This is a genomic window from Pseudomonas sp. GW822-FHT06B12 (assembly GCF_058799675.1).
Genome location: NZ_JBXALR010000004.1, coordinates 384,477 through 407,855 on the forward strand (window position 1 = coordinate 384,477; position 23,379 = coordinate 407,855).

The 23,379-nt window shown below is 57.9% G+C and carries 22 protein-coding genes; 11 read left to right on the forward strand and 11 right to left on the reverse strand.

Translation table 11 applies throughout. From position 1 onward, the window contains the following. Nucleotides 1–73: 73 nt before the first annotated feature. Genes yidC through rpmH form a run of 4 tightly spaced genes read right to left on the reverse strand, consistent with a single transcriptional unit; the run spans nucleotide 74 to nucleotide 2,549 of the window. Entirely contained in the window at nucleotides 74–1,756 is a 1,683-nt protein-coding gene (yidC, locus tag AC1RKH_RS11775) for a membrane protein insertase YidC (RefSeq protein WP_493062785.1), read from the reverse strand. A gap of 2 nt (nucleotides 1,757–1,758) precedes the next feature. Continuing rightward, nucleotides 1,759–2,004 (reverse strand): membrane protein insertion efficiency factor YidD, encoded by a 246-nt coding sequence (gene yidD, locus AC1RKH_RS11780; protein ID WP_052966011.1) that lies wholly within the window; start codon nucleotides 2,002–2,004, stop codon nucleotides 1,759–1,761. Then, nucleotides 1,997–2,398: a ribonuclease P protein component gene (gene rnpA / locus AC1RKH_RS11785; protein WP_221178169.1), complete on the reverse strand. Its 402-nt coding sequence runs from the start codon at nucleotides 2,396–2,398 to the stop codon at nucleotides 1,997–1,999. The genes yidD and rnpA overlap by 8 nt, the downstream gene beginning before the upstream one ends. A 16-nt stretch (nucleotides 2,399–2,414) precedes the next feature. Next, complete coding sequence (gene rpmH / locus AC1RKH_RS11790; RefSeq protein ID WP_003213577.1) at nucleotides 2,415–2,549, reverse strand: 50S ribosomal protein L34; 135 nt, start codon at nucleotides 2,547–2,549, stop codon at nucleotides 2,415–2,417. Between the two features lie 565 nt (nucleotides 2,550–3,114). On the opposite strand from rpmH, the gene dnaA reads away from it, so the two are divergent. The 5 genes from dnaA (at nucleotide 3,115) to AC1RKH_RS11815 (ending at nucleotide 9,957) form a co-directional block, all read left to right on the forward strand. Continuing rightward, entirely contained in the window at nucleotides 3,115–4,632 is a 1,518-nt protein-coding gene (dnaA, locus tag AC1RKH_RS11795; RefSeq protein WP_493062786.1) for a chromosomal replication initiator protein DnaA, read from the forward strand. 39 nt (nucleotides 4,633–4,671) lie between these two features. Beyond that, the gene (gene dnaN, locus AC1RKH_RS11800; RefSeq protein ID WP_123427090.1) at nucleotides 4,672–5,775 is read left to right on the forward strand and encodes a DNA polymerase III subunit beta; all 1,104 of its coding nucleotides are present in this window, start codon (nucleotides 4,672–4,674) and stop codon (nucleotides 5,773–5,775) included. Between the two features lie 20 nt (nucleotides 5,776–5,795). Beyond that, a complete protein-coding gene (recF, locus tag AC1RKH_RS11805) occupies nucleotides 5,796–6,899 on the forward strand; it encodes a DNA replication/repair protein RecF (RefSeq protein WP_019694407.1) in 1,104 nt (367 codons plus the stop codon). A 4-nt stretch (nucleotides 6,900–6,903) separates the two neighbouring features. Beyond that, a complete protein-coding gene (gene gyrB, locus AC1RKH_RS11810) occupies nucleotides 6,904–9,321 on the forward strand; it encodes a DNA topoisomerase (ATP-hydrolyzing) subunit B (RefSeq protein ID WP_493062787.1) in 2,418 nt (805 codons plus the stop codon). Nucleotides 9,322–9,627: 306 nt separating this feature from the next. Further along, nucleotides 9,628–9,957, forward strand: coding sequence for a hypothetical protein (locus AC1RKH_RS11815; RefSeq protein WP_123427085.1), 330 nt, complete (start codon nucleotides 9,628–9,630; stop codon nucleotides 9,955–9,957). Nucleotides 9,958–10,077: 120 nt separating this feature from the next. Here AC1RKH_RS11815 and AC1RKH_RS11820 read toward each other — a convergent pair whose 3' ends face one another. Continuing rightward, complete coding sequence (locus AC1RKH_RS11820) at nucleotides 10,078–10,797, reverse strand: response regulator transcription factor (RefSeq protein WP_493062788.1); 720 nt, start codon at nucleotides 10,795–10,797, stop codon at nucleotides 10,078–10,080. A 181-nt stretch (nucleotides 10,798–10,978) separates the two neighbouring features. Between AC1RKH_RS11820 and AC1RKH_RS11825 the strand changes: the two genes are divergently transcribed. From AC1RKH_RS11825 to AC1RKH_RS11835, 3 genes are all read left to right on the forward strand, one after another. Beyond that, the gene (locus tag AC1RKH_RS11825; RefSeq protein WP_493062789.1) at nucleotides 10,979–11,269 is read left to right on the forward strand and encodes a hypothetical protein; all 291 of its coding nucleotides are present in this window, start codon (nucleotides 10,979–10,981) and stop codon (nucleotides 11,267–11,269) included. A 431-nt stretch (nucleotides 11,270–11,700) separates the two neighbouring features. After that, nucleotides 11,701–12,702, forward strand: a complete 1,002-nt coding sequence (locus AC1RKH_RS11830) for a FecR family protein (RefSeq protein WP_493062790.1) — start codon at nucleotides 11,701–11,703, stop codon at nucleotides 12,700–12,702. 18 nt (nucleotides 12,703–12,720) lie between these two features. Continuing rightward, entirely contained in the window at nucleotides 12,721–15,027 is a 2,307-nt protein-coding gene (locus tag AC1RKH_RS11835; RefSeq protein WP_493062791.1) for a CHASE2 domain-containing protein, read from the forward strand. A gap of 178 nt (nucleotides 15,028–15,205) precedes the next feature. On the opposite strand, the gene AC1RKH_RS11840 is transcribed toward AC1RKH_RS11835, so the two are convergent. The 4 genes from AC1RKH_RS11840 to glyQ form a co-directional block, all read right to left on the reverse strand. Then, the gene (locus tag AC1RKH_RS11840; protein WP_123581840.1) at nucleotides 15,206–15,976 is read right to left on the reverse strand and encodes a lysophospholipid acyltransferase family protein; all 771 of its coding nucleotides are present in this window, start codon (nucleotides 15,974–15,976) and stop codon (nucleotides 15,206–15,208) included. Nucleotides 15,977–16,039: 63 nt separating this feature from the next. Further along, entirely contained in the window at nucleotides 16,040–16,579 is a 540-nt protein-coding gene (gene gmhB / locus AC1RKH_RS11845; protein ID WP_185015443.1) for a D-glycero-beta-D-manno-heptose 1,7-bisphosphate 7-phosphatase, read from the reverse strand. 4 nt (nucleotides 16,580–16,583) lie between these two features. Further along, nucleotides 16,584–18,638 (reverse strand): glycine--tRNA ligase subunit beta, encoded by a 2,055-nt coding sequence (gene glyS / locus AC1RKH_RS11850; RefSeq protein ID WP_493062792.1) that lies wholly within the window; start codon nucleotides 18,636–18,638, stop codon nucleotides 16,584–16,586. Beyond that, the gene (gene glyQ, locus AC1RKH_RS11855) at nucleotides 18,635–19,588 is read right to left on the reverse strand and encodes a glycine--tRNA ligase subunit alpha (RefSeq protein WP_031319418.1); all 954 of its coding nucleotides are present in this window, start codon (nucleotides 19,586–19,588) and stop codon (nucleotides 18,635–18,637) included. Before glyQ ends, glyS begins: the two co-directional genes overlap by 4 nt. Before the next feature lie 81 nt (nucleotides 19,589–19,669). On the opposite strand from glyQ, the gene AC1RKH_RS11860 reads away from it, so the two are divergent. The 3 genes from AC1RKH_RS11860 to AC1RKH_RS11870 all read left to right on the forward strand — a co-directional run bounded on the left by AC1RKH_RS11860 (nucleotide 19,670) and on the right by AC1RKH_RS11870 (nucleotide 21,483). Next, entirely contained in the window at nucleotides 19,670–20,233 is a 564-nt protein-coding gene (locus tag AC1RKH_RS11860; protein WP_493062793.1) for a DNA-3-methyladenine glycosylase I, read from the forward strand. Nucleotides 20,234–20,284: 51 nt separating this feature from the next. Then, complete coding sequence (locus AC1RKH_RS11865; RefSeq protein ID WP_493062794.1) at nucleotides 20,285–21,172, forward strand: lysophospholipid acyltransferase; 888 nt, start codon at nucleotides 20,285–20,287, stop codon at nucleotides 21,170–21,172. Nucleotides 21,173–21,243: 71 nt separating this feature from the next. Continuing rightward, nucleotides 21,244–21,483 (forward strand): PilZ domain-containing protein, encoded by a 240-nt coding sequence (locus AC1RKH_RS11870; protein ID WP_123427063.1) that lies wholly within the window; start codon nucleotides 21,244–21,246, stop codon nucleotides 21,481–21,483. A 16-nt stretch (nucleotides 21,484–21,499) separates the two neighbouring features. Here the strand turns inward: AC1RKH_RS11870 and AC1RKH_RS11875 are convergent, their stop codons facing one another. Together AC1RKH_RS11875 and trkA are read right to left on the reverse strand one after the other, a co-directional pair. After that, complete coding sequence (locus tag AC1RKH_RS11875) at nucleotides 21,500–21,814, reverse strand: tetratricopeptide repeat protein (RefSeq protein ID WP_493062795.1); 315 nt, start codon at nucleotides 21,812–21,814, stop codon at nucleotides 21,500–21,502. Between the two features lie 178 nt (nucleotides 21,815–21,992). Then, a complete protein-coding gene (gene trkA / locus AC1RKH_RS11880; RefSeq protein WP_123427060.1) occupies nucleotides 21,993–23,366 on the reverse strand; it encodes a Trk system potassium transporter TrkA in 1,374 nt (457 codons plus the stop codon). Nucleotides 23,367–23,379 lie beyond the last annotated feature (13 nt).

Below are 23,379 nucleotides of genomic sequence, written 5' to 3' on the forward strand. Positions count from 1 at the left end.
ATATCCAGATAAAAATGGCAGATAGCAAAACGCCCCACTAGGGGGCGTTTTGAGTGGTTATCCACAGAGTAAGTTATGCGGCGGCTTTTTTGGTAGCCGCTTCAATCTTACGAGTGATGTACCACTGTTGGGTGATGGACAGGCAGTTGTTCACAACCCAGTACAGCACCAGACCCGCCGGGAACCACAGGAAGAAGAAGGTGAAGATGATTGGCATCAGCTTCATCACCTTGGCCTGCATCGGATCCGGAGGAGTCGGGTTCAGCTGCTGCTGGATGAACATGGTTGCGCCCATGATGATCGGCAGAATGAAGAACGGATCCTTGATCGACAGGTCGGTAATCCACAGCATGAACGGTGCCTGGCGCATTTCCACGCTTTCCAGGAGTACCCAGTACAGCGAAAGGAATACCGGCATCTGCACGAGGATTGGCAAGCAACCGCCCAGCGGATTGATCTTCTCTTTCTTGTACAGCTCCATCATGGATTGCGACATTTTCTGCCGGTCATCGCCATGTTGTTCTTTCAGAGCAGCCAGTTTCGGTGCCACTGCACGCATGCGCGCCATGGATTTGTAGCTGGCAGCCGACAGCGGGAAGAAGATCCCCTTGATCAGCATGGTCAGGAAGATGATCGACCAGCCCCAGTTACCGACAATCGCGTGGATATGTTGCAGCAGCCAGAAGATCGGCTGGGCAATGAACCACAGAATGCCGTAGTCGACTGTCAGTTCCAGACCTGGGGATAACTCTTTCAGTATCGCCTGGCTTTTCGGACCTGCGTACAAGGTAGCGCTGGTTTCAGCCTTGGCGCCTGGCGCAACGGACAATACCGGGCCAGTAAAACCGATGATGTAGTTGCCTTGGCTGTCTTTGCGAGTCTGCACCACGTTGCTGTCGTTCTTGGCTGGAATCCAGGCAGTCACGAAGTAGTGTTGCAGCCAGGCGACCCAGCCACCGTTAACGGTTTCTTTCAACGACGCCTTGTCGATATCTTTCATCGACACTTTTTTGTACGGCTCTGCACTTGTCCACAGGGCAGCGCCCAGGTAAGTGGCAGTGCCGGTAGCGGTGGTCGAAGAAGGATCGGCACTGGCATCACGCTTGAGCTGGGCAAACAGGTTGCCAGTCCAGGCCTTGTCGCTGGTGTTGTCGATCAGATAAGTGACTTTCAGATCGTACAGACCGCGAGTAAAGCTGAAGCGCTTGATGTAGTTGACGCCAGCGTCGCTGAATTTCAGGTCAACGTTGAGCTGGTTCTGGCCATCAGCCAGTTGATAAGTCTTCTGTTCGGTCGAGTAAACCGGACGACCGGTAGGACGAGCATCCGGACCGTTGGTACCGGTCAGGCCGCTTTGGGCCAGATAAGTACGTTCGCCACCGTTATCAAACAGCTGGAACGGAATTTCCGGGTGGTCCTGACGACGTGGATACAGCGGCAGCATCAGCTGGGCGATATCACCACCTTGAGGATCGATAGCCAGTTCGAGCACATCCGTTTTTACGCGGATGAGATCTTTGTTGGTCACTACCGGCATTGCGGTAGGGGTACTGGTATCGGCATTCGCGCTGGGTACATCGGCACTGGCGGCAGCATTGTTACCAAGTGGCGTGTCCGGAATAGCCGGGGCAGCCTGATTGGCAGCAACATTCTGAGTCGGCAGGGCAGCCTGACCATAGTCCTGGTTCCATTTCAGAACCATAACGTAGGACACGATTGCCAGGGCGACGATCAGGATCGTGCGTTTAATATCCATGATTACTCGGCCATCGAAGAAGAACGGGAGGTAGGGATAGATGGAACCGGGTCATAACCACCGGGATTCCACGGATGACAGCGACCTAAACGACGAAAGGTCAGCCAGCCACCGCGCAGAAGGCCATGATTTTCAATGGCTTCATACGCGTAGCAGGAACAACTGGGGTAGAAACGACAGTGGCTGGCCATCAGAGGACTAATGGCATAGCGATAAAACTGGATCGGAACGAGTGCCAGTTTACGCATCGGTGCTGTCTACCCCTACAGTTTCGGTTTTGACTGCTGGTACCGGCGTGCTGCGTGCCAGACGTTTCCAGAGTTTGCCGAAATGCTGAATCAATTCGGGGTTTTCTACGTCGCCCAAACCTTTGCGCGCGACGATAACGATATCCCAGCCAGCCAGAGAATCCTGGTTGAGGCGAAAGGATTCGCGCATCAGACGTTTGAGGCGATTGCGCTCAACGGAGAGCTTCACACTCTTTTTCCCGATAACCAGTCCTAGACGGGGGTGATCGAGATCGTTCGTGCGTGCAAGGAGCAGGAGATTTTTCCCCGGAACCTTGCCGGTAGGGGAGTCAAAGACTGCCTTGAAATGCCGGGGGGTAAGCAAACGCTTTTCCCGACTGAAGTCCTGACTCACCTCCAGTACCGGATTATCAAACTGCCAGACGCGCACGACCTTTGGCGCGACGACGCGACAGGACGGCACGGCCGTTCTTGGTAGCCATGCGAGCACGGAAACCGTGAGTACGAGCGCGTTTGATAGTGCTTGGTTGGAAAGTACGTTTCATGTCGTGTTACCTGGTTCGTCCACAACGGGCCGGAATGGCCCCCGTTTTAAGAGACCGGGGATTCTAGAGAAAGCAAGCCTCTAGGTCAATTTCCAACCAACGTTTCCTTTAAATGGATATCTGCAGGGTTCGTCCTTGAAAGGTGGACAGCTAGATATAAAAATAAAGAAGGGAATTATTTAAAGCTTTTCTGTAAAGCTTATAAAAGCTAGGCCCGCCTCCATCTGTGGATAACTACCTTAAGGCCTTCTATTACGGGCTGTACAGAGAATGACAACTACAGTGGAAAACGGTGTTCAGCCTGTGCTGCGCTGTCGGATAAGCTGTGTGTGGAATGGGCAGTTATCCACAGGCAGGTTATCCACCGAGTTTGCCCCCCACTTGTACAACGACCTTAAGTGGGCTTATCCACAGAGCTTATGCACAGACCATTGGTCGTCTTTTTTACGTATAAAGCGTTGATTCTTCGACACCCGTGAGCAACCTACGTGTGGATAAGTCGGCGTCTGGTCGCTACAATGGCCGCTTGTTTTTGCCTCACCGGCTTTCAACTTAGGGGATATCCGTGTCAGTGGAACTTTGGCAGCAGTGCGTGGAGCTTTTGCGCGATGAGCTGCCTGCCCAACAATTCAACACTTGGATCCGTCCACTACAGGTCGAAGCCGAAGGCGACGAGTTGCGTGTCTACGCACCGAATCGTTTTGTTCTCGACTGGGTTAACGAAAAGTACCTGAGCCGCGTGCTCGAGCTGCTGGATGAGCATGGCAACGGCATGGCGCCGGCGCTTTCCTTATTAATAGGCAGCAAGCGCAGTTCAGCACCGCGTGCTGCGCCGAATGCACCGTTGGCTGCGGCGGCGTCTCAAGCCCAGGCAGCCGCCGCACCGGCACCGGCCAGCGCGCCAGCGTCTGCCGCGCCGACCAAGCGTGCAACGCAAAAAGTCGCCGAGGTCAGTGAAGAACCGTCCCGCGACAGTTTCGACCCAATGGCTGGCGCCAGTTCGCAACAGGCCCCAGTCCGTGCAGAACAACGCACCGTGCAGGTCGAGGGCGCGCTCAAGCACACCAGTTACCTGAACCGCACCTTTACCTTCGAGAACTTCGTCGAAGGCAAGTCCAACCAGCTGGCCCGCGCGGCAGCCTGGCAGGTTGCGGACAACCCCAAGCATGGTTACAACCCGCTGTTCCTGTATGGCGGCGTTGGCTTGGGTAAAACCCACTTGATGCACGCTGTGGGTAACCACCTATTAAAGAAGAACCCGAATGCCAAGGTCGTGTACCTGCATTCCGAGCGCTTCGTGGCTGACATGGTCAAGGCGTTGCAACTGAACGCGATCAACGAGTTCAAGCGCTTCTACCGTTCGGTCGATGCGCTGCTTATCGATGACATTCAGTTCTTCGCTCGCAAGGAACGTTCCCAGGAAGAATTCTTCCACACGTTCAACGCCCTGCTTGAAGGTGGCCAACAGGTCATCCTCACCAGTGACCGTTACCCGAAAGAAATCGAAGGCCTTGAAGAGCGCTTGAAGTCGCGCTTCGGCTGGGGCCTGACAGTTGCCGTCGAGCCGCCGGAACTGGAAACCCGCGTCGCGATTCTGATGAAGAAGGCCGATCAGGCCAAAGTCGACCTGCCGCACGATGCTGCGTTCTTCATCGCCCAGCGTATTCGTTCCAACGTCCGAGAACTCGAAGGCGCGCTCAAACGCGTGATCGCCCACTCGCACTTCATGGGCCGCGATATCACCATCGAGTTGATTCGCGAATCCTTGAAGGACCTGTTGGCGCTTCAGGACAAGCTGGTCTCTGTGGATAACATTCAGCGCACTGTCGCCGAGTACTACAAGATCAAGATTTCGGATCTGCTGTCCAAGCGCCGTTCGCGTTCGGTTGCACGTCCACGGCAAGTGGCCATGGCCCTGTCCAAGGAACTGACCAACCACAGCCTGCCGGAAATCGGCGATGTGTTTGGCGGCCGCGACCACACTACGGTGTTGCACGCATGCCGCAAGATCAACGAACTTAAGGAATCCGACGCGGACATCCGCGAGGACTACAAGAACCTGCTGCGTACACTGACCACTTGATGAACACCAGCGCAGCTTATTAAGGCAAGGGACTAGACCATGCATTTCACCATTCAACGCGAAGCCCTGTTGAAACCCCTGCAACTGGTCGCAGGCGTCGTCGAGCGCCGACAGACCTTGCCGGTGCTTTCCAACGTGCTGCTGGTTGTCGAAGGCCAGCAGTTGTCGCTGACCGGTACCGACCTGGAAGTCGAGCTGGTCGGGCGTGTGCAACTCGAAGAGCCGGCCGAGCCGGGCGAAATCACTGTCCCGGCGCGTAAGCTGATGGACATCTGCAAGAGCCTGCCGAACGACGCGCTGATCGACATCAAGGTCGATGAGCAGAAGCTCGTCGTGAAAGCCGGCCGTAGCCGTTTCACCCTGTCGACGTTGCCAGCCAACGACTTCCCGACGGTGGAAGAAGGCCCGGGCTCGCTGACGTGCACTCTTGCGCAGAGCAAGCTGCGTCGCTTGATCGAGCGCACCAGCTTCGCCATGGCTCAGCAGGACGTTCGCTACTACCTCAACGGCATGTTGCTGGAAGTCTCCGCCGGCATCATCCGCGCCGTGGCCACCGACGGTCACCGTCTGGCCATGTGCTCGATGCAGGCCGACATCGGTCAGCCAGATCGTCACCAGGTGATCGTTCCACGTAAAGGTATTCTGGAACTGGCACGCTTGCTGACTGAACCGGAGGGCAATGTCAGCATCGTTCTGGGCCAACACCATATTCGCGCCACCACCGGCGAGTTCACCTTTACCTCGAAACTGGTCGACGGCAAATTCCCCGACTACGAGCGTGTTCTGCCGAAGGGTGGCGACAAGCTGGTACTGGGTGATCGTCAGGCACTGCGTGAAGCGTTCAGCCGTACCGCGATTCTGTCCAACGAGAAGTACCGCGGCATTCGTCTGCAACTGGCCAACGGTCAGTTGAAGATCCAGGCGAACAACCCGGAGCAGGAAGAGGCGGAAGAAGAAGTGGGCGTTGAGTACAACGGTGGCTCGCTGGAAATCGGCTTCAACGTGAGCTATCTGCTCGACGTGCTGGGCGTGATGACTACCGAGCAAGTGCGCTTGATCCTGTCTGACTCCAACAGCAGTGCGCTGGTGCAAGAGTCCGACAACGACGACTCGGCTTACGTTGTCATGCCGATGCGCCTGTAAACATGTTCAGCAGACGCTAGATGTCCCTCAGTCGTGTCTCGGTCACCGCGGTGCGCAATCTGCACCCGGTGACCTTCTCCCCCTCCCCCCGCATCAACATCCTGTACGGCGCCAACGGCAGCGGCAAAACCAGTGTTCTGGAAGCCATCCATCTGCTGGGGCTCGCCCGTTCGTTTCGCAGCACCCGCCTTTTACCGGTCATCCAGTACGAGCAGTTAGCGTGCACGGTATTTGGCCAGGTCGAATTGGCCGAGGGCGGACATAGCGCCTTGGGAATTTCGAGGGACCGCCAAGGGGAGTTTCAGATTCGCATCGACGGGCAGAACGCCCGCAGTGCTGCGCAACTGGCAGAAATCCTGCCGCTGCAATTGATCAACCCCGACAGCTTCCGTCTGTTGGAAGGTGCGCCAAAGATTCGCCGACAGTTTCTGGATTGGGGCGTGTTCCACGTGGAACCACGTTTCATGTCCACCTGGCAACGGTTGCAGAAGGCCCTGCGCCAGAGAAACTCTTGGCTGCGGCATGGTACACTTGACGCCGTTTCGCAAGCGGTTTGGGACAGAGAATTGTGCCAGGCCAGCGCTGAAATTGATGAATACCGCCGCGCTTATATCAAAGCCTTGAAACCAGTCTTTGAACAGACCTTGAGCGAACTCGTCGAACTCGAGGGCTTAACGCTTAGCTATTACCGGGGTTGGGACAAAGAGCGAGAGCTGAGTGCAGTGCTCGCCGCGTCCGTTCACCGGGATCAGCAAATGGGGCATACCCAGGCCGGACCACAACGCGCTGATTTGCGTCTTAGATTGGGCGCACACAATGCCGCGGACATCTTGTCTCGTGGTCAGCAGAAGTTGGTGGTCTGTGCATTGCGGATTGCCCAAGGGCATTTGGTCAGCCAGGCCCGGCGCGGCCAATGTATTTATCTGGTGGATGACTTGCCGTCCGAGCTGGATGAGCAGCACCGCCGTGCGCTTTGCCGTTTGCTGGAAGACTTACGCTGCCAGGTGTTTATCACCTGTGTAGATCACGAATTATTGAGGGAAGGCTGGCAGACGGAAACGCCAGTCGCCCTGTTCCACGTGGAACAGGGCCGTATCACCCAGACCCACGACCATCGGGAGTGAAGGCATGAGCGAAGAAAATACGTACGACTCAACGAGCATTAAAGTGCTGAAAGGCCTGGATGCCGTACGCAAACGTCCCGGTATGTACATTGGTGACACCGACGATGGCAGCGGTCTGCACCACATGGTGTTCGAGGTGGTCGATAACTCGATCGACGAAGCTTTGGCCGGCCATTGCGACGACATCAGCATCATTATCCACCCGGACGAATCCATTACCGTGCGCGACAACGGTCGTGGCATTCCGGTAGACGTGCATAAAGAAGAAGGCGTCTCGGCGGCCGAGGTCATCATGACCGTGCTGCACGCCGGCGGTAAATTCGATGACAACTCCTACAAAGTATCCGGCGGTCTGCACGGTGTAGGTGTGTCGGTTGTAAACGCCCTGTCCGAAGAACTGGTCCTGACCGTTCGCCGCAGCGGCAAGATCTGGGAACAGACTTACGTCCACGGTGTTCCGCAAGAGCCGATGAAGATCGTTGGTGAGAGCGAGTTCACTGGTACGCAGATCCACTTCAAGCCTTCGGCTGATACCTTCAAGAACATCCACTTCAGCTGGGACATCCTGGCCAAGCGGATTCGTGAACTGTCCTTCCTCAACTCCGGTGTCGGCATCGTCCTCAAGGATGAGCGCAGCGGTAAGGAAGAACTGTTCAAGTACGAAGGTGGCCTGCGTGCGTTCGTTGAATACCTGAACACCAACAAGACTCCGGTCAACCAGGTGTTCCACTTCAACGTCCAGCGTGAAGACGGCATCGGCGTGGAAATCGCCCTGCAGTGGAACGACAGCTTCAACGAGAACCTGTTGTGCTTCACCAACAACATTCCGCAGCGCGATGGCGGTACTCACCTGGTGGGTTTCCGTTCGGCACTGACGCGTAACCTGAACACCTACATCGAAGCGGAAGGCCTGGCGAAGAAGCACAAAGTCGCCACCACCGGTGACGATGCCCGTGAAGGCCTGACCGCAATCATTTCGGTCAAGGTACCGGATCCGAAGTTCAGCTCGCAGACCAAAGACAAGCTGGTTTCTTCCGAAGTGAAGACCGCGGTCGAACAGGAAATGGGCAAGTACTTCTCCGACTTCCTGCTGGAAAACCCGAACGAAGCCAAGCTGGTAGTCGGCAAGATGATCGACGCGGCCCGTGCTCGTGAAGCGGCGCGTAAAGCCCGTGAGATGACTCGTCGTAAAGGCGCGCTGGATATCGCTGGCCTGCCGGGCAAACTGGCTGACTGCCAGGAAAAAGACCCTGCCCTGTCCGAACTGTACCTCGTGGAAGGTGACTCTGCTGGCGGCTCCGCCAAGCAGGGACGTAACCGCAAGACCCAGGCGATTCTGCCCCTCAAGGGCAAGATCCTGAACGTCGAGAAGGCGCGTTTCGACAAGATGATCTCTTCGCAAGAAGTGGGCACCTTGATCACCGCGCTGGGCTGCGGCATCGGTCGGGACGAGTACAACATCGACAAGCTGCGTTATCACAACATCATCATCATGACCGATGCTGACGTCGACGGTTCGCACATCCGTACCCTGCTGCTGACCTTCTTCTTCCGTCAGCTGCCGGAGCTGATCGAGCGTGGTTACATCTACATCGCTCAACCGCCGTTGTACAAAGTGAAGAAAGGCAAGCAAGAGCAATACATCAAAGACGACGACGCCATGGAAGAGTACATGACGCAGTCGGCCCTGGAAGATGCAAGCCTGCACCTGAACGAGGAAGCACCGGGCATCTCCGGCGAAGCCCTCGAACGTCTGGTGAATGACTTCCGTCTGGTCATGAAGACCCTCAAGCGTCTGTCGCGCCTGTACCCACAGGAACTGACCGAGCACTTCATCTACCTGCCGGCGGTGAGCATGGATCAACTGTCCGATCACGCAGCGATGCAGGATTGGCTGGCCCAGTACGAAGTTCGCCTGCGCACCGTCGAGAAGTCTGGCCTGGTCTACAAAGCCAGCCTGCGTGAAGACCGTGAGCGTAACGTCTGGCTGCCAGAAGTCGAACTGATCTCCCACGGCCTGTCGAACTACATCACCTTCAATCGCGACTTCTTCGGCAGCAACGATTACAAGACTGTTGTCTCCCTGGGCGCTCAATTGAGCACCTTGCTGGACGACGGCGCTTATATTCAGCGCGGCGAGCGCAAGAAAGCCGTCACTGAGTTCAAGGAAGCCCTTGAATGGTTGATGGCCGAAAGCACCAAGCGTCACACCATCCAGCGATACAAAGGTCTGGGCGAGATGAACCCGGATCAGCTGTGGGAAACCACCATGGACCCAAGCCAGCGCCGGATGCTCAAAGTGACCATCGAAGACGCCATCGGCGCGGACCAGATCTTTAACACCCTGATGGGTGATGCGGTCGAACCACGTCGTGACTTCATCGAAAGCAATGCCCTGGCAGTGTCTAACCTGGACTTCTGATCCGGTGTAGGTTCGCAAAAAAGATGCACATTTTCACAAGTAAATGAGTCTGGCCCACCCTGAGAGGTAGGCCAGACAAAAGGCCAGCGCACCGCGCTGGCCTTTTTTTTGAGGGGGATTTTTTGGACATCGAGACTCGACCTTCCTTAGAGATCCTGTGCCGCGCAGCTTCCCTTTGGTTTCAAGGAGTGAACTGCCGAGACTGAATCGTGTCTATGAAACCAGGGACGACTCAGTAACTACATGGCCGGCGGTGCCGATCAAATCAACCGGGCCAGCCCTTAAAGCGTTCAGTAGGAATCAAACATGTCTAAGAAGCTTGCTGCTGTTTTGTTGTCCGCAGTTGTAGGTATGGTTGCCGGTAATGCAATGGCAGCTGATGCTCAGTGGAAAAAAGATCACCCACGTCGAGCCGAGGTCAATAGTCGTCTGGCCAACCAGAACAAGCGAATCCATAACGAAGTCAAAGAGGGTGAAATGACCAAGGGACAGGCGGCCAATCTGCATAAAGAAGACCGCCAGATTCGTCAGGAAGAACGGGACATGGCTAGCCAGAATAAAGGGCACATTACAAAGCAGGAGCAAAAGAGCCTTAACCAGCAAGAAAATGCGGTAAGCCACCAGATTGGTGGCTAGGTTCAATTTGCTTCTGCTGAACGGGTCTCTGTGTTGAGACCCAACAGCCTGCAAAAATGTAAAAGGCCAACGTTCAGCGTTGGCCTTTTTTATTGTTCGCGAGAAGACGTTTAAAGCTCTTTACTCGCTCGCAGCCGCGACGCTTTCCAGTCGATACCCATACCCGTAGATCGTCAGCAACTGCCAACCCCGATCGGCCGTCAGCCCGAGCTTGTTGCGCAGGCGGTAGATGTGAGTATCCAGTGGCCGTGAAGACACCATCTCTTCATGGGTCCAGAAACGCTCGTAGAGATATTCCCGTGACAGCGGCCGGCCCAGGTTGGCAAACAGGCAGCGGGCCAGGCGGTATTCCCGTTCCGTCAGGCTGATGGGTTTGCCAGCGCGGGTCACCGTCAGTTCGGCGTCGTCGAAGTTCAGATCGTTGAAACTCAGCACTTCGCTGGCCGCATTGCGCTGTAAGCCGTGTCGGCGCAGTACGGCGCTGACGCGGGCCTGGAGCTCGTTGGGACGGAACGGTTTGCTGACGTAATCATCGGCGCCGGCGTTCAACGCCTGGACGATGTCACTCTCGGCATCGCGGCTGGTGAGCATGATGGCGGCGGGAGGTGCCTCCATATGTTCGCGGGTCCAACGTAGTAGCGATAGACCGCTGAGATCAGGCAACTGCCAGTCGAGTATCAACAGGTCGAAGGTCTCGCGTCGAAGCTGGCGCAGCAGGTCTTCCCCGCGTTCGAAGCTATGCAAGGTCCACGCTTGCTCCCCGGTTCCGGGAATCTGTCGCAGTGTCTGTTCCACCCGGCGTAGCTCGGCGGGTTCGTCATCCAGTATTGCGACACGCATGCGGGGCGTTCCTTCATCTCGTAAAGTGCGATGGGTAAAAAATCCTGTGTGCCGAGTTTAGGCTGATTGCCTGAATCTGAACAATTATGGTGATTTGCTCCAGATTCTTTGTGTCTGGTTAGGCTGATGTCAATTGGCCGTTAACCGGCGGATATCAGCTCGAAGACTCGAGGACACAACGATGGGGAACAGGCTGAATCTTCGTGCACTGATCACGAAGGTGATCAAGGGCAAGGCGCTCACACGCTGTCTGTCGTTGGCGTTTGTGGCCTTTGTCGGGGTTACGTCGCAGACCGTGAGCTCAAGCAGCGAAGCACCGGATGAGCACGCGACACCGCGCTTCTTCAGTCCTGCTGTGGTGAATGTGGCGTTCAGTGATTCACGAGGCTTTGCACCGGTCAGCACCTCCGCAGACAGTGAGCAACCGGTTCCCCTGCGGCTTCCTGAAGGGCAGCAGCGTTGGGTGTTCTGACAACGGGCTCGGGCAATTCTGAACAATTATGGAGAATTGCCTCATCGACCATGGGTGTCGGTAAATTCTCAAGCGTTGAGTGGCACAGGAGCATTCGGAAGTGCTCCGACACAGGGAGTGTCATCGCCAACCTGGCGGGACCGCCGATCGCCGGTTCGCTTGCGGTCTGCAGTTCAGGGGAAAAAAAGGAGTGCCTGCTCACGTTGTAAAACCGGATCGATGTTGAATCGGTTCCGACACAAGGATGTGTCACCTCCAACCCTCTTCGATTTGTTTACCTTCATGGATAACCGCAACTGCCTTTGTAATCGATGCGGGCGTTTTGCATAGACGTGGGCTATCTGCCATCGAGCCCTGTCAGGTATGGTGCGTAAGGCTGATGAATCAGCTGGTCGGCCAGATTCCAAGAAAAAGCGTGAAAAGCGAATCCAATGAACCGAATGACTTCTTTGCACTGTCGCCACCTGGGCACCTGTCTGTTGCTGGTTGTTGGCTTGGTGGGCCCATTGACGCAGAACGCATCCGCGGCGTTCTTCGACTCAAAGCGCTTGCCGTATATCGATGACCATCAGCAATGCCGTGGACAACCCCTGCCCGCCACTGTCGAGCATCTGACGGGCGAAGCCTGGAAGCTCGACCGCAAGGGCAAGCAGGTGGCACTTGAAGAAGGGATGACGGTTGACGAGCAGGAAGGCGTGAAGACCTCCCCTTCGGCGTTCGTCAGCCTGTCGTTGGGCGACGGATCGCGCATCGTTCTGCCGTCCAGTTCACAGGTCACGTTGCGTTTGAACGAAGAACTCGTTATCCCGCAGGTGATTCTTGAGCAAGGTCAGGTCGAGTCGTATGTGATCAAGCGCGCCAGCGACTATGATCGTTTTCAGATCGTGACGCCGGTGGGCGTGCTCGGGGTCCGAGGCACACACTTTCGGGTGCGCAACGAGGACAATGGGCAATCGCTGATCGAAGTACTGAATGGCCAGGTCGCCGTCGATCGTGGTGAAGACGTTGACGCGCCACCAAAAAAACGCACAGGTAAACCGCTCGCGAAAAAGGCCGAAAAACCAGCAGATGAAGTGCAGGTCATGGCGCGCCAGGGGTTACGCATCCAGAAGGAAGGCAAGCTGACACCGATCGACCTGTTGCCCGCGCCGCAGTTGTTGGGGCAGACGGGTCAAAACGGCCCCTCTCCGATCTGGCAGTTGATCATGAAACCCTTGCACGGTGCCACGCGCTACCGGGCGCAAGTGGCGACCGACACAGACTTTCTGAACATCAAGCAGGAACAGTTTTCCAGCACGCCAGAGATCAACTTCAGTGGATTGAAGGCATTTTTCTACCATGTTCGACTCTCTGCGTACGACGCGCAGGGGCTTGAGGGGGAAACCGGGGTATATGACATCTTCTATTACCCCAGGACCACGCGTGTCCAATAGCGACTCGGTTATTTGCCGATGAAGCACAGACCAAGGAGGGAAGGTCGCGAGCCGACTCAGGCCCAGCGGCTGTTTCATCGGATGGTCCGGGAATGGCTGTGGGTCAGTCTGATCCTGCTGCCGTTGACGGCGATTCTGTCCTTGAGCCATGGGCTGACGCTGAGCAATCTTCTGTACGACAACCTGCGTCGATTGAGCCCGCTCCCGGTCGATCCACGAATCCTCGTCGTCACTATCGACGATTACAGCCTGCAGCAACTTGGTCAGTGGCCCTGGTCACGAACCTTACACGCCGACCTGCTGGATCGGCTCACCGAGGCGAAGGCCAAGGGCGTGCTGTTCGACGTCATCTTCAGCGAGCCCGACAAGCTTCCCGACAACGACCTGCGCCTGGCACAAGCGATGTGCCGGGCCGGCAATGTGTTCGTGCCTTTGCTGCGCGAAGGGGTTGCGCGCTATGGGCAGCCGCTGGGTGAAATCGAACCGGTAGCGCCGTTGAGCCACTGCGCCAAAGGTATCGGGCATATCAACGCCGAAGCGGATGCTGATGGCATCGTGCGCAGCGTGTACCTGCGCGAAGGACCTGAGCGCAACCCGAGAGCGCAATTGGCCTGGTTGCTCTACGAGATGACCACAGACGGCCCGGATACCCTGCCCGGCTCGCCGTTATCATTGACGGTTCAAGGCTGGCAACGAACCAACGGCATTCGAATTCCCTTTATCAGCGCGAATGCGGGCTTCCCCAGTGTTCCTTATGTCAGCGTGCTGCGCGGCGAAGTCCCACCCGAGTTGTTGCGTGATCGCCTGATCCTGATTGGCTCCACGGCGCCTGGGCTGGGCGACCGCTATGTGACACCGCAATCGGAGAGTATCGGCACAACGCCGGGCATCGAGATTCAAGCCAACATCCTCAACGGTCTGCTGCAACAGCGCAGCATCGTGGTGCTCGCCGATGGCTGGGTGGTCGGGTTGTCGACGGTCATCGTCGCGTTGCTGCTGGCCTTGCTGCTGTTCCGTCCACGGCGCGCCTTGTGGTTGACCCTGGGATGCATGGTGATGGCCCTGCTCGCCTCGGCTCTGCTGCTTCGAGCGGGTTGGTGGTGGTCGCCCGCAGCCAGTTTGCTCGGAATGCTGCTGGGTTACCTGATCTGGAGCTGGCGACGCCTGAGCGCGGTGCTCGCCTACTTCGGCTGGGAACTGGCCCGGCTTGATAGTGAGCCGAAAGTGTTCCCTGAGCGCCGCCGCACGCCATCACCGGTCGGCGATGTATTGCAGGGGCAGATCGTTGCACTGGAACAGGCCATGAGCCGGACCCGCGACACCCGACGGTTCATCGCCGACGGCCTGGAGTATCTACCGGTTGCGACGCTGATCAGTGATCCCGGCGGGCGAATCCTGCTGGCCAACCGCAACGCCCGGAGTCTGTTTGCCAGTGATCTGGTCGGCGAAGACTTGCTGCAACGGCTCTCGGATATTGGTTATCCGGGGCTGGTTGAAGAGGGACACCCCGCGTTGTCGACGCTTGAAACCAGCGAGTTTCGCGACACCCAAGGGCGAAGCCTGCGTCTGGATCTGGCGCCGTTACTGCCGGCGGAAGGTGGAACAGCGATTGGCTGGCTGCTCAGCCTTACGGATCTGAGCCTCGAACGCGATGCCGAGGAGCAGCGCGCGGTTCTGTTGCGGTTCCTTTCGCATGACTTGCGTGCGCCGCACTCGGCGATTCTGGCCCTGCTCGACGTCCAGCATTACCAAGGCACAGGTGACGCGCAGCTGTTCAGCCAGATCGAGTTGCAAGTGCGCAAAGCCTTGAGCCTGACCGAGGCCTTTGTGCAGTTAGCCAAAGCTGAGTCCGAGGCGTACCAGTTCGAACCGAGCATGTTCGCGATGCTGGTGCTTGATGCGTTTGATCAGGCGATGAGTACCGCGCAGCTCAAGCAGATCGAGTTGCTGCATGATCTGGATGAAGAGGCGGAAGGCATGGTTCTGGCCGACCAGTCGTTGCTGACCCGGGCGCTGTTCAACCTGTTGGAAAACGCCATCAAGTACAGCCCGGCAGGTTCGCAGGTCCGCGTGCGGGTGAGTTGTGCACAGGGCTGGCTGACCTGCGAGATCACTGACCAGGGCAAAGGAATTACGGCCGAGGAGCTGCCCGAGTTGTTCAGCCAGTACCGGCGCTTTGCATCGTCTCAAGGCAGTGACGGATTGGGCCTGGGGTTGTCGATGGTCAAAGCCGTGGTGGATCGACATGGTGGACGGATTTTCTGTGAAAGCCGGATTGGGCAAGGCACGACGTTCAGCGTTCAATTGCCGTTGCTGGATGAATGAAAGACCTTTAAACAGGTATAAAAAAACCGGCGCAAATAGCCGGTTTTTTTTGCGTCGTGAAAACTTATGCACGTTTTCCTGCGTTTTATGAGCTTAAGAAATATCTATATAAATCATAAATTTAGCTAACAAATAAGACGCTTTTCAACAAAACCGTACACAGGTTATCCACAGAACCTCAGACAGTCTCTTTATCCGCCGCAGCAGGCAATGGTGGCAGCGAACCCATGTCTCGTTGGGTCTGTTCGTTCCAGGCCGCAGCGCGGTCGTTGAGCTCGGCAATCGCTCGTGGGCCGCTGCCTTCGGCGTACATCGGCGCGCCGATGACCACGGTGATGGTGCCAGGTGTTTTCAGCCAACCGGTTTTCGGCCAGAACTTGCCGGCGTTATGGGCGATTGGCAGCACAGGCAACTGCGCATTGACCGCCAGCGCCGTACCACCACGAGAGAACTTGCCCACCGTGCCAAACGGAACTCGGGTGCCTTCCGGGAAGATCAGCACCCAGACATTGTCCTTGAGCAGCTCGTCGCCCTTCTTCGCCACATGCTTGAGCGCGGCTTTCGGGTTGTCGCGGTCGATGGCGATCGGTCGCAGCATGGCCATCGCCCAGCCGAAGAACGGCACATACAGCAGTTCGCGCTTGAGCACCTGGCTCAACGGCTCGAAGTAGGCCGACAGAAAAAATGTCTCCCAGGTGCTCTGGTGGTTCGACAGAATCACGCACGGCTGGTCAGGGATGTTCTCGGCGCCTTTGACTTCATAGCGAATGTCCAGGAACACCTTGCTCAGCCACAGTGCGCAGCGGCACCAGTAGACGTTGATGAAACGGTAGCGCGCCTTGAACGGTAAAAAAGGCGCGATAAAAAAGCTCAGGCTGCACCAGAGCAACGAGCTGGTGCCCAGCAGCAGGTAAAAAAGAAAGGTTCTGATTGCCTGCAAGATCGACATAGCGGCATTTGCCTATTAAAAGTGCGCTCCCGAACAGTCCTTGATCAGGATGTCAGAATCGCCCTAGTTGTGGATAAGTTCTGCGGCAATCGCCGCCAGATCGTCAAAAATCAAAGTACCTACCGGTAGGGTCAAGCCCTGAGTCTTTTCGCCTTTTCCGGTTTTTACCAAAACTGGCTGACAGTCGACGGCTTTTGCCGCCTCCAGGTCACCGAGACTGTCGCCGACGAACCACAGGTTAGTCAGCGCCACGTCGTAATGTGCGGCAATGGTTTTAAGCATGCCAGGTTTGGGCTTACGACAGTCGCAGCCTTCGTCCGGCCCATGCGGGCAATAGACGATCAGCCCGACCTCGCCACCCTGCTCCGCCACCAACGTGCGCAAGCGCTCGTGCATGGCGTCGAGGGTGGCGACATCGTAGTAGCCGCGAGCAATGCCCGACTGGTTGGTAGCGACCGCTACCGTCCAGCCGGCTTTGCTCAACTGCGCGATGGCTTCGATCGAGCCGGGGAGCGGAATCCACTCCTCCACCGACTTGATGTAAGCGTCGGAGTCGTAATTGATCACTCCGTCCCGATCGAGAATCAGCAGTTTCAACAGCAGCTCCTCAGCCCAGCAACGAGATGTCGGCAACGCCGAGGAACAGGCCACGCAAGCGTGCCAGCAACGCATAGCGGTTGGCGCGGACCTTGGCGTCTTCAGCGTTGACCATCACTGCTTCGAAGAACGCATCGACCGGCTCGCGCAAGGCGGCCAGACGCGCCAGCGATTCGCGGTACTGACGGGCCGCAGCCATTGGCTGCACCGCTTGATCCGCTTGCTGGATCGCCGAGTACAGGGAGAACTCGGCGGCGTTGTCGAAGTACTTGGCTTCAACGGTGGACGGCACACTGCCTTCGAGTTTGCTCAGCAGGTTCGATACGCGCTTGTTCACCGCCGCCAGTGCCGCGGCTTCCGGCAATTTGCGGAACGCTTCCACGGCTTGTACACGCTGATCGAAGTCCAGCGCCGAACCCGGTTTCAGGGCACGTACCGACAGGTAGGTGGCGACATCCACGCTTTCGTCTTCGTAACGGGCACGCAGACGGTCGAAGACGAACTCCAGTACCGAATCAGCCAGGCCAGCAGCCTTGACCTTGCTGCCGAACGAGTTGACAGCGAAAGCCACGGCGTCGGTCAGGTCGAGGTCGAGCTTCTTGTCGATCAGGATCCGCAACACGCCAAGAGCGGCACGGCGCAAGGCATACGGGTCTTTGCTACCGGTTGGCAGCATGCCGACACCAAAGATGCCGACCAGAGTGTCGAGCTTGTCGGCGATTGCCACGGCTGCACCGGTCAGGGTGGTCGGCAATTCAGCGCCGGCACCGCGCGGCATGTATTGCTCGTTCAGCGCCAGTGCGACATCTTCTGGCTCGCCATCGTTGAGGGCGTAGTAGTAACCGGCGACACCTTGCATCTCCGGGAACTCACCGACCATCTCGGTCGCCAGGTCGCACTTCGACAGCAGGCCCGCACGCGCCGCCCACTGGGCGTTGCCGCCAATGTGTGGAGCGATGAACGCGGCGAGTCTGGAAACGCGTTCGGCCTTGTCGTAGACGCTGCCGAGTTTTTCCTGGAACACCACGTTCTGCAGACGCAGGTTGAAGTCTTCGAGTTTCTGCTTCTTGTCTTGCTTGAAGAAGAATTCGGCGTCGGTCAGACGTGGGCGAACCACTTTCTCGTTACCGTCGATGATCTGTTGCGGGTCTTTGCTCTCGATGTTGGCCACGGTAATGAAACGTGGCAGCAACTTGCCGTCGGCATCCAGCAGGCAGAAGTACTTCTGGTTGTCCTGCATGGTGGTGATCAGGGCTTCTTGTGGCACATCGAGGAAACGCTCCTCGAACGAGCACACCAGCGGCACTGGCCATTCCACCAGCGCGGTCACTTCGTCGAGCAGCTCTGGTGGAACGATTGCAGTCCCTTCCTGACGGGTGGCCAGCTCGGCGGTACGCGTGCTGATCAGCTCGCGGCGCTCATTGGCATCGGCCAGTACGTAGGCCGCGCGCAGGTCGCTCAGGTAGTTGGCCGGCGAGGTGATGCGCACGCTTTCCGGGTGATGGAAGCGGTGACCACGGGAATCGCGACCAGCCTTCTGGGCGAGGATGGTGCAGTCGACCACTTGGTCGCCGAGCAGCATCACCAGCCATTGGGTTGGGCGAACGAATTCTTCCTTGCGAGCGCCCCAACGCATGCGCTTGGGAATCGGCAGGTCGTTCAGCGAGTCTTCGACGATGGTCGGCAACAGGCTGACGGTCGGCTTGCCGGCAATGCTTTGGCTGTAACGCAGCTTCGGCCCGCTTTGATCGATTTCGCTCAGCTCGACGCCGCACTTCTTGGCGAAGCCCAGGGCGGCCTGGGTTGGATTGCCTTCGGCGTCGAAGGCGGCCTGACGTGGCGGGCCGTCGAGGTTAATGCTGCGATCCGGCTGTTGAGTGGCCAGTTTGGTGATCAGCACGGCCAGACGACGCGGTGCGGCGTAGACCTGCTTGGCTTCAAAGCCCAGGCCAGCGGCCAGCAGGCCCTTCTCGATGCCGGCGAGGAACGCATCGGCCAGGGTGTTCAGGGCCTTGGGTGGCAGCTCTTCGGTGCCCAGTTCAACCAGGAAATCTTGAGCACTCATTGTGCAGCCTCCAGCTTAGCCAACACTTCATCACGCAAATCCGGGGTCGCCATCGGGAAGCCCAGCTTGGCGCGAGCCAGCAGGTAGGCTTGCGCAACGGAACGCGCCAGGGTGCGGACACGCAGAATGTATTGCTGACGCGCAGTCACCGAGATCGCCCGGCGCGCATCCAGCAGGTTGAAGGTGTGCGAGGCCTTCAGCACCATTTCATAGCTTGGCAGCGGCAGCGGTTGATCGAGTTCGATCAGGCGCTTGGCTTCGCTTTCGTAGAAATCGAACAGTTCGAACAGCTTCTCGACGTTGGCGTGTTCGAAGTTGTAGGTCGACTGTTCCACTTCGTTCTGGTGGAACACATCGCCGTAGGTCACTTTGCCGAACGGACCGTCAGCCCAGACCAGGTCGTAGACCGAATCCACGCCTTGCAGGTACATGGCCAGACGCTCGAGACCGTAGGTGATCTCGCCGGTTACCGGGTAGCACTCGATGCCGCCGGCTGCCTGGAAGTAGGTGAACTGGGTCACTTCCATGCCGTTGAGCCAGACTTCCCAGCCCAGACCCCACGCGCCGAGGGTTGGCGATTCCCAGTTGTCTTCGACGAAACGGATGTCGTGCACCAATGGGTCCAGGCCCACGTGCTTGAGGGAGCCCAGGTACAGTTCCTGGAAGTTGTCCGGGTTCGGCTTCAGGACTACCTGGAACTGGTAGTAGTGCTGAAGACGGTTCGGGTTTTCACCGTAGCGGCCGTCAGTCGGGCGACGACTGGGCTGCACATAAGCGGCGTTCCAGGTTTCCGGGCCGATGGCACGCAGGAACGTGGCGGTATGGAAAGTGCCGGCGCCTACTTCCATATCGTAGGGCTGAAGTACCACACAACCTTGCTCGGCCCAGTATTGCTGGAGGGCGAGGATCAAGTCTTGGAAGGTACGCACGGCTGGCGTAGGCTGGCTCACGAAATTCACCTGTTTCTTGGGCTGCGATTTAAAGAGCGGGAGTATACCCGATTCGTTCGTCCGCACGCCCCCTGGAGCCTTATGCCACGCTGCTTTTGGTGTTCCGAAGATCCGCTGTACATGGCTTATCACGATCAAGAGTGGGGCGTACCGCTACGCGATGCGCAGCGCTTGTTCGAGTTGCTTTTGCTCGAAGGGTTCCAGGCCGGTCTGTCATGGATCACCGTGCTGAGGAAACGCGAACGCTACCGTGAGGCACTGTTCGGCTTCGACGTGCAGCGCGTGGCGCAGATGAGCGACGCCGAAATCGACGATTTGATGCTCGATCCGGGGATCATTCGCAACCGTCTCAAACTCAATGCCGCCCGGCGCAATGCCCAGGCCTGGATGGCGCTGGAAGACCCGGTGGCGCTGCTCTGGTCGTTTGTCGGCGGCGTCCCGAAGATCAATCATTTCAAGGATCGCAGCGAAGTGCCGGCCGTGACGCCCGAGGCCGAAGCGATGAGCAAAGGTTTGAAGAAAGCCGGCTTCACCTTTGTCGGCCCGACCATTTGCTATGCCCTGATGCAGGCCTCGGGGATGGTCATGGATCACACCACCGATTGTGATCGCTACGCCATCTTGCGCAGTGGGCGGTTAGAATAGCCGGCTCGCGATACGGATCATTACGTCGGTTCAGAAGATCAGGAGTGACCTGTGGATAAGTTTAAAGGCGCCTTGCTGGTAGGCGCTCTGCGTTTGTTTGCCCTGCTCCCGTGGCGGGCGGTGCAAGCGGTAGGCGCGGCAATTGGCTGGGTCATGTGGAAAACCCCCAACCGTTCCCGCGACGTGGTGCGCATCAACCTCGCCAAGTGTTTCCCGCAGATGGACGCCGCCGAGCGCGAGCGTTTAGTGGGACAGAGCCTGATGGACATCGGCAAATCATTGACCGAAAGCGCCTGCGCCTGGATCTGGCCGGCCCAGCGCTCTATCGATCTGGTGCGTGAAGTCGAAGGTCTGGACGTGCTCAAGGACGCGCTGGCTTCCGGCAAAGGCGTGGTCGGCATCACCAGCCACCTGGGCAACTGGGAAGTGTTGAACCACTTCTATTGCAGCCAGTGCAAACCGATCATTTTCTACCGTCCACCCAAGCTCAAGGCAGTGGATGAATTGCTGCGCAAACAACGGGTGCAATTGGGCAACCGCGTGGCAGCGTCCACCAAGGAAGGCATCCTCAGCGTCATCAAGGAAGTGCGCAAAGGTGGTGCAGTGGGCATACCCGCTGACCCGGAACCGGCCGAATCCGCCGGGATCTTCGTGCCCTTCTTTGCCACCAAGGCCCTGACCAGCAAGTTCGTGCCGAACATGCTCGCGGGCGGCAAAGCAGTCGGAGTCTTCCTGCACGCCCTGCGCCTGCCGGACGGTTCAGGCTACAAAGTGATCCTGGAAGCCGCGCCCGAGGCGATGTACAGCACCGATACCGAGACGTCCTGCGCGGCCATGAGCCAGATCGTCGAGAAGTACGTGCGGGCATACCCGAGCCAATACATGTGGAGCATGAAGCGCTTCAAGAAACGCCCGCCGGGTGAAGAGCGCTGGTATTGATCCCATTGGCATGATCTGTGGATAACCTTGGGTTGGGGTTATCCACAACCGTTCAATCAAGGGCGCAGAAGATGTCCGAACACCGTAAGTCATTTCGAATCAAGATCCAGCACGAGAGCTTCGGCGAGTGCCTGGGCCAGACTCGCAACCTTTCCGCCAGCGGCGTCTATGTGAAGCATCCGACGCTCGCGGCGTTGGCCAAGGGCGCCGTGGTCTATGGCCAGGTGCAGGGTTTGCCGTGCGGTGCGCCGCGAGTGCGCATGGAAGTGGTGCTGGTCGACGCTGAAGGCATCGGCCTGCGTTACCTTTGAATTGAGCGTTTTTTGATCAGTTGCCCAACCGGTCAAGCTTCTTCAGAAACACCGTCATTTCCTTTTCTGCCTGCTTGTCGCCGTGAGCGCGGGCGGCTTCCAGGCCCTGCTCCCAAGCCTGACGGGCGGCTGCATGGTCAGCCAGCGCCAAGTGGGCCTTGCCCAACAACTTCCAGGCTGCCGAATACTTCGGATCGAATTCCACGCAGCGGCTGAAATGCTCGGCTGCTTTGGCATTTTCGCCCAGATCCAGATAACCCTTGCCCAGACCGAAGCGCAGCAACGAGTTATCCACACCTTTGGCGAGCATTTTTTCCAGGGATTCGATCATTGGGTGGATTCCTTGTTGAGGGGGGTCAGGGATTGATCTGTTTTAGTGAGACCGCTATCGCGAGCAGGCTCGCTCCCACATGTGATCTTCAGTGGACGCCGTTTTTGTGTACAACCGAATCCACTGTGGGAGCGAGCCTGCTCGCGATTGGGCCAGTCCGGCCAGCGCAGAGCCCGGATCAGAAAAAGCTCAACCCCACATGAAACAACTTCTCCACATCGCGGATATGCTTTTTATCCACAAGGAACAGAATCACATGGTCGCCAGCTTCGATCACTGTGTCGTCGTGGGCGATCAGTACTTCTTCGTCGCGAATGATCGCACCAATGGTAGTGCCTGGCGGCAGGACGATGTTTTCGATGGCCTTGCCGATGACCTTGCTCGACTTCGCATCGCCATGGGCAATGGCCTCGATGGCTTCTGCCGCACCGCGGCGCAGTGAGTGCACGCTGACGATATCGCCACGGCGCACGTGGGCCAGCAAGGTGCCGATGGTCGCCAGTTGCGGGCTGATGGCGATGTCGATGTCACCGCCCTGAATCAGGTCGACATAGGCCGGATTGTTGATGATGGTCATCACCTTCTTCGCGCCCAGGCGTTTGGCCAACAGTGACGACATGATATTGGCTTCGTCATCGTTGGTCAGCGCCAGGAAGAGATCGGCGTCGGCGATGTTCTCTTCCAGCAGCAAATCGCGGTCCGAGGCGCTGCCCTGCAACACCACGGTGCTGTCGAGGGTGTCCGAGAGGTGGCGGCAGCGCGCCGGGTTCATCTCGATGATTTTCACCTGATAGCGGCTTTCGATAGCCTCGGCCAGCCGTTCGCCGATCTGCCCGCCGCCGGCGATGACAATGCGTTTGTAGCTCTCGTCGAGCCGGCGCATTTCACTCATCACGGCACGAATGTTCGCTTTGGCGGCGATGAAAAACACTTCGTCGTCGGCTTCGATCACTGTGTCGCCTTGCGGCAGGATCGGCCGGTCGCGACGGAAGATCGCCGCCACGCGGGTGTCGACGTTCGGCATGTGTTCGCGCAATTGACGCAATTGCTGACCCACCAGCGGCCCGCCGTAGTAAGCCTTGACCGCCACCAGCTGGGCCTTGCCCTCGGCAAAGTCGATCACCTGCAAGGCACCGGGGTGCTCGATCAGGCGCTTGATGTAGTGGGTCACCACCTGTTCCGGGCTGATCAGCACGTCGACCGGAATCGCGTCGTTGTCGAACAGGCCGGCGCGGGTCAGGTACGCGGCTTCGCGCACCCGGGCGATTTTGGTCGGCGTGTGGAACAGGGTGTGCGCGACCTGGCAGGCGACCATATTGGTTTCATCGCTGTTGGTCACCGCCACCAGCATGTCGGCGTCGTCGGCTCCGGCCTGGCGCAGCACCGTCGGGAACGAGCCGCGACCTTGCACGGTGCGGATATCGAGACGGTCACCGAGGTCACGCAGGCGTTCGCCGTCGGTGTCGACCACGGTGATGTCATTCGCTTCGCTGGCCAAGTGTTCCGCCAGTGTGCCGCCCACCTGCCCGGCGCCGAGGATGATGATCTTCATCCGGTCACTCCCT

Bases quoted from the DNA above. Each gene is read 5' to 3' on its own strand.
- AC1RKH_RS11860 (WP_493062793.1), top strand. From the start codon at position 19,670: ATGCCACGCTGCTTTTGGTGTTCCGAAGATCCGCTGTACATGGCTTAT.
- rpmH (WP_003213577.1), bottom strand. From the start codon at position 2,549: ATGAAACGTACTTTCCAACCAAGCACTATCAAACGCGCTCGTACTCAC.
- gyrB (WP_493062787.1), top strand. From the start codon at position 6,904: ATGAGCGAAGAAAATACGTACGACTCAACGAGCATTAAAGTGCTGAAA.
- yidC (WP_493062785.1), bottom strand. From the start codon at position 1,756: ATGGATATTAAACGCACGATCCTGATCGTCGCCCTGGCAATCGTGTCC.
- trkA (WP_123427060.1), bottom strand. From the start codon at position 23,366: ATGAAGATCATCATCCTCGGCGCCGGGCAGGTGGGCGGCACACTGGCG.
- recF (WP_019694407.1), top strand. From the start codon at position 5,796: ATGTCCCTCAGTCGTGTCTCGGTCACCGCGGTGCGCAATCTGCACCCG.
- AC1RKH_RS11830 (WP_493062790.1), top strand. From the start codon at position 11,701: ATGAACCGAATGACTTCTTTGCACTGTCGCCACCTGGGCACCTGTCTG.
- glyS (WP_493062792.1), bottom strand. From the start codon at position 18,638: ATGAGTGCTCAAGATTTCCTGGTTGAACTGGGCACCGAAGAGCTGCCA.
- AC1RKH_RS11840 (WP_123581840.1), bottom strand. From the start codon at position 15,976: ATGTCGATCTTGCAGGCAATCAGAACCTTTCTTTTTTACCTGCTGCTG.
- AC1RKH_RS11870 (WP_123427063.1), top strand. From the start codon at position 21,244: ATGTCCGAACACCGTAAGTCATTTCGAATCAAGATCCAGCACGAGAGC.
- dnaN (WP_123427090.1), top strand. From the start codon at position 4,672: ATGCATTTCACCATTCAACGCGAAGCCCTGTTGAAACCCCTGCAACTG.
- AC1RKH_RS11815 (WP_123427085.1), top strand. From the start codon at position 9,628: ATGTCTAAGAAGCTTGCTGCTGTTTTGTTGTCCGCAGTTGTAGGTATG.
- AC1RKH_RS11825 (WP_493062789.1), top strand. From the start codon at position 10,979: ATGGGGAACAGGCTGAATCTTCGTGCACTGATCACGAAGGTGATCAAG.
- AC1RKH_RS11835 (WP_493062791.1), top strand. From the start codon at position 12,721: ATGAAGCACAGACCAAGGAGGGAAGGTCGCGAGCCGACTCAGGCCCAG.
- AC1RKH_RS11820 (WP_493062788.1), bottom strand. From the start codon at position 10,797: ATGCGTGTCGCAATACTGGATGACGAACCCGCCGAGCTACGCCGGGTG.
- AC1RKH_RS11875 (WP_493062795.1), bottom strand. From the start codon at position 21,814: ATGATCGAATCCCTGGAAAAAATGCTCGCCAAAGGTGTGGATAACTCG.
- yidD (WP_052966011.1), bottom strand. From the start codon at position 2,004: ATGCGTAAACTGGCACTCGTTCCGATCCAGTTTTATCGCTATGCCATT.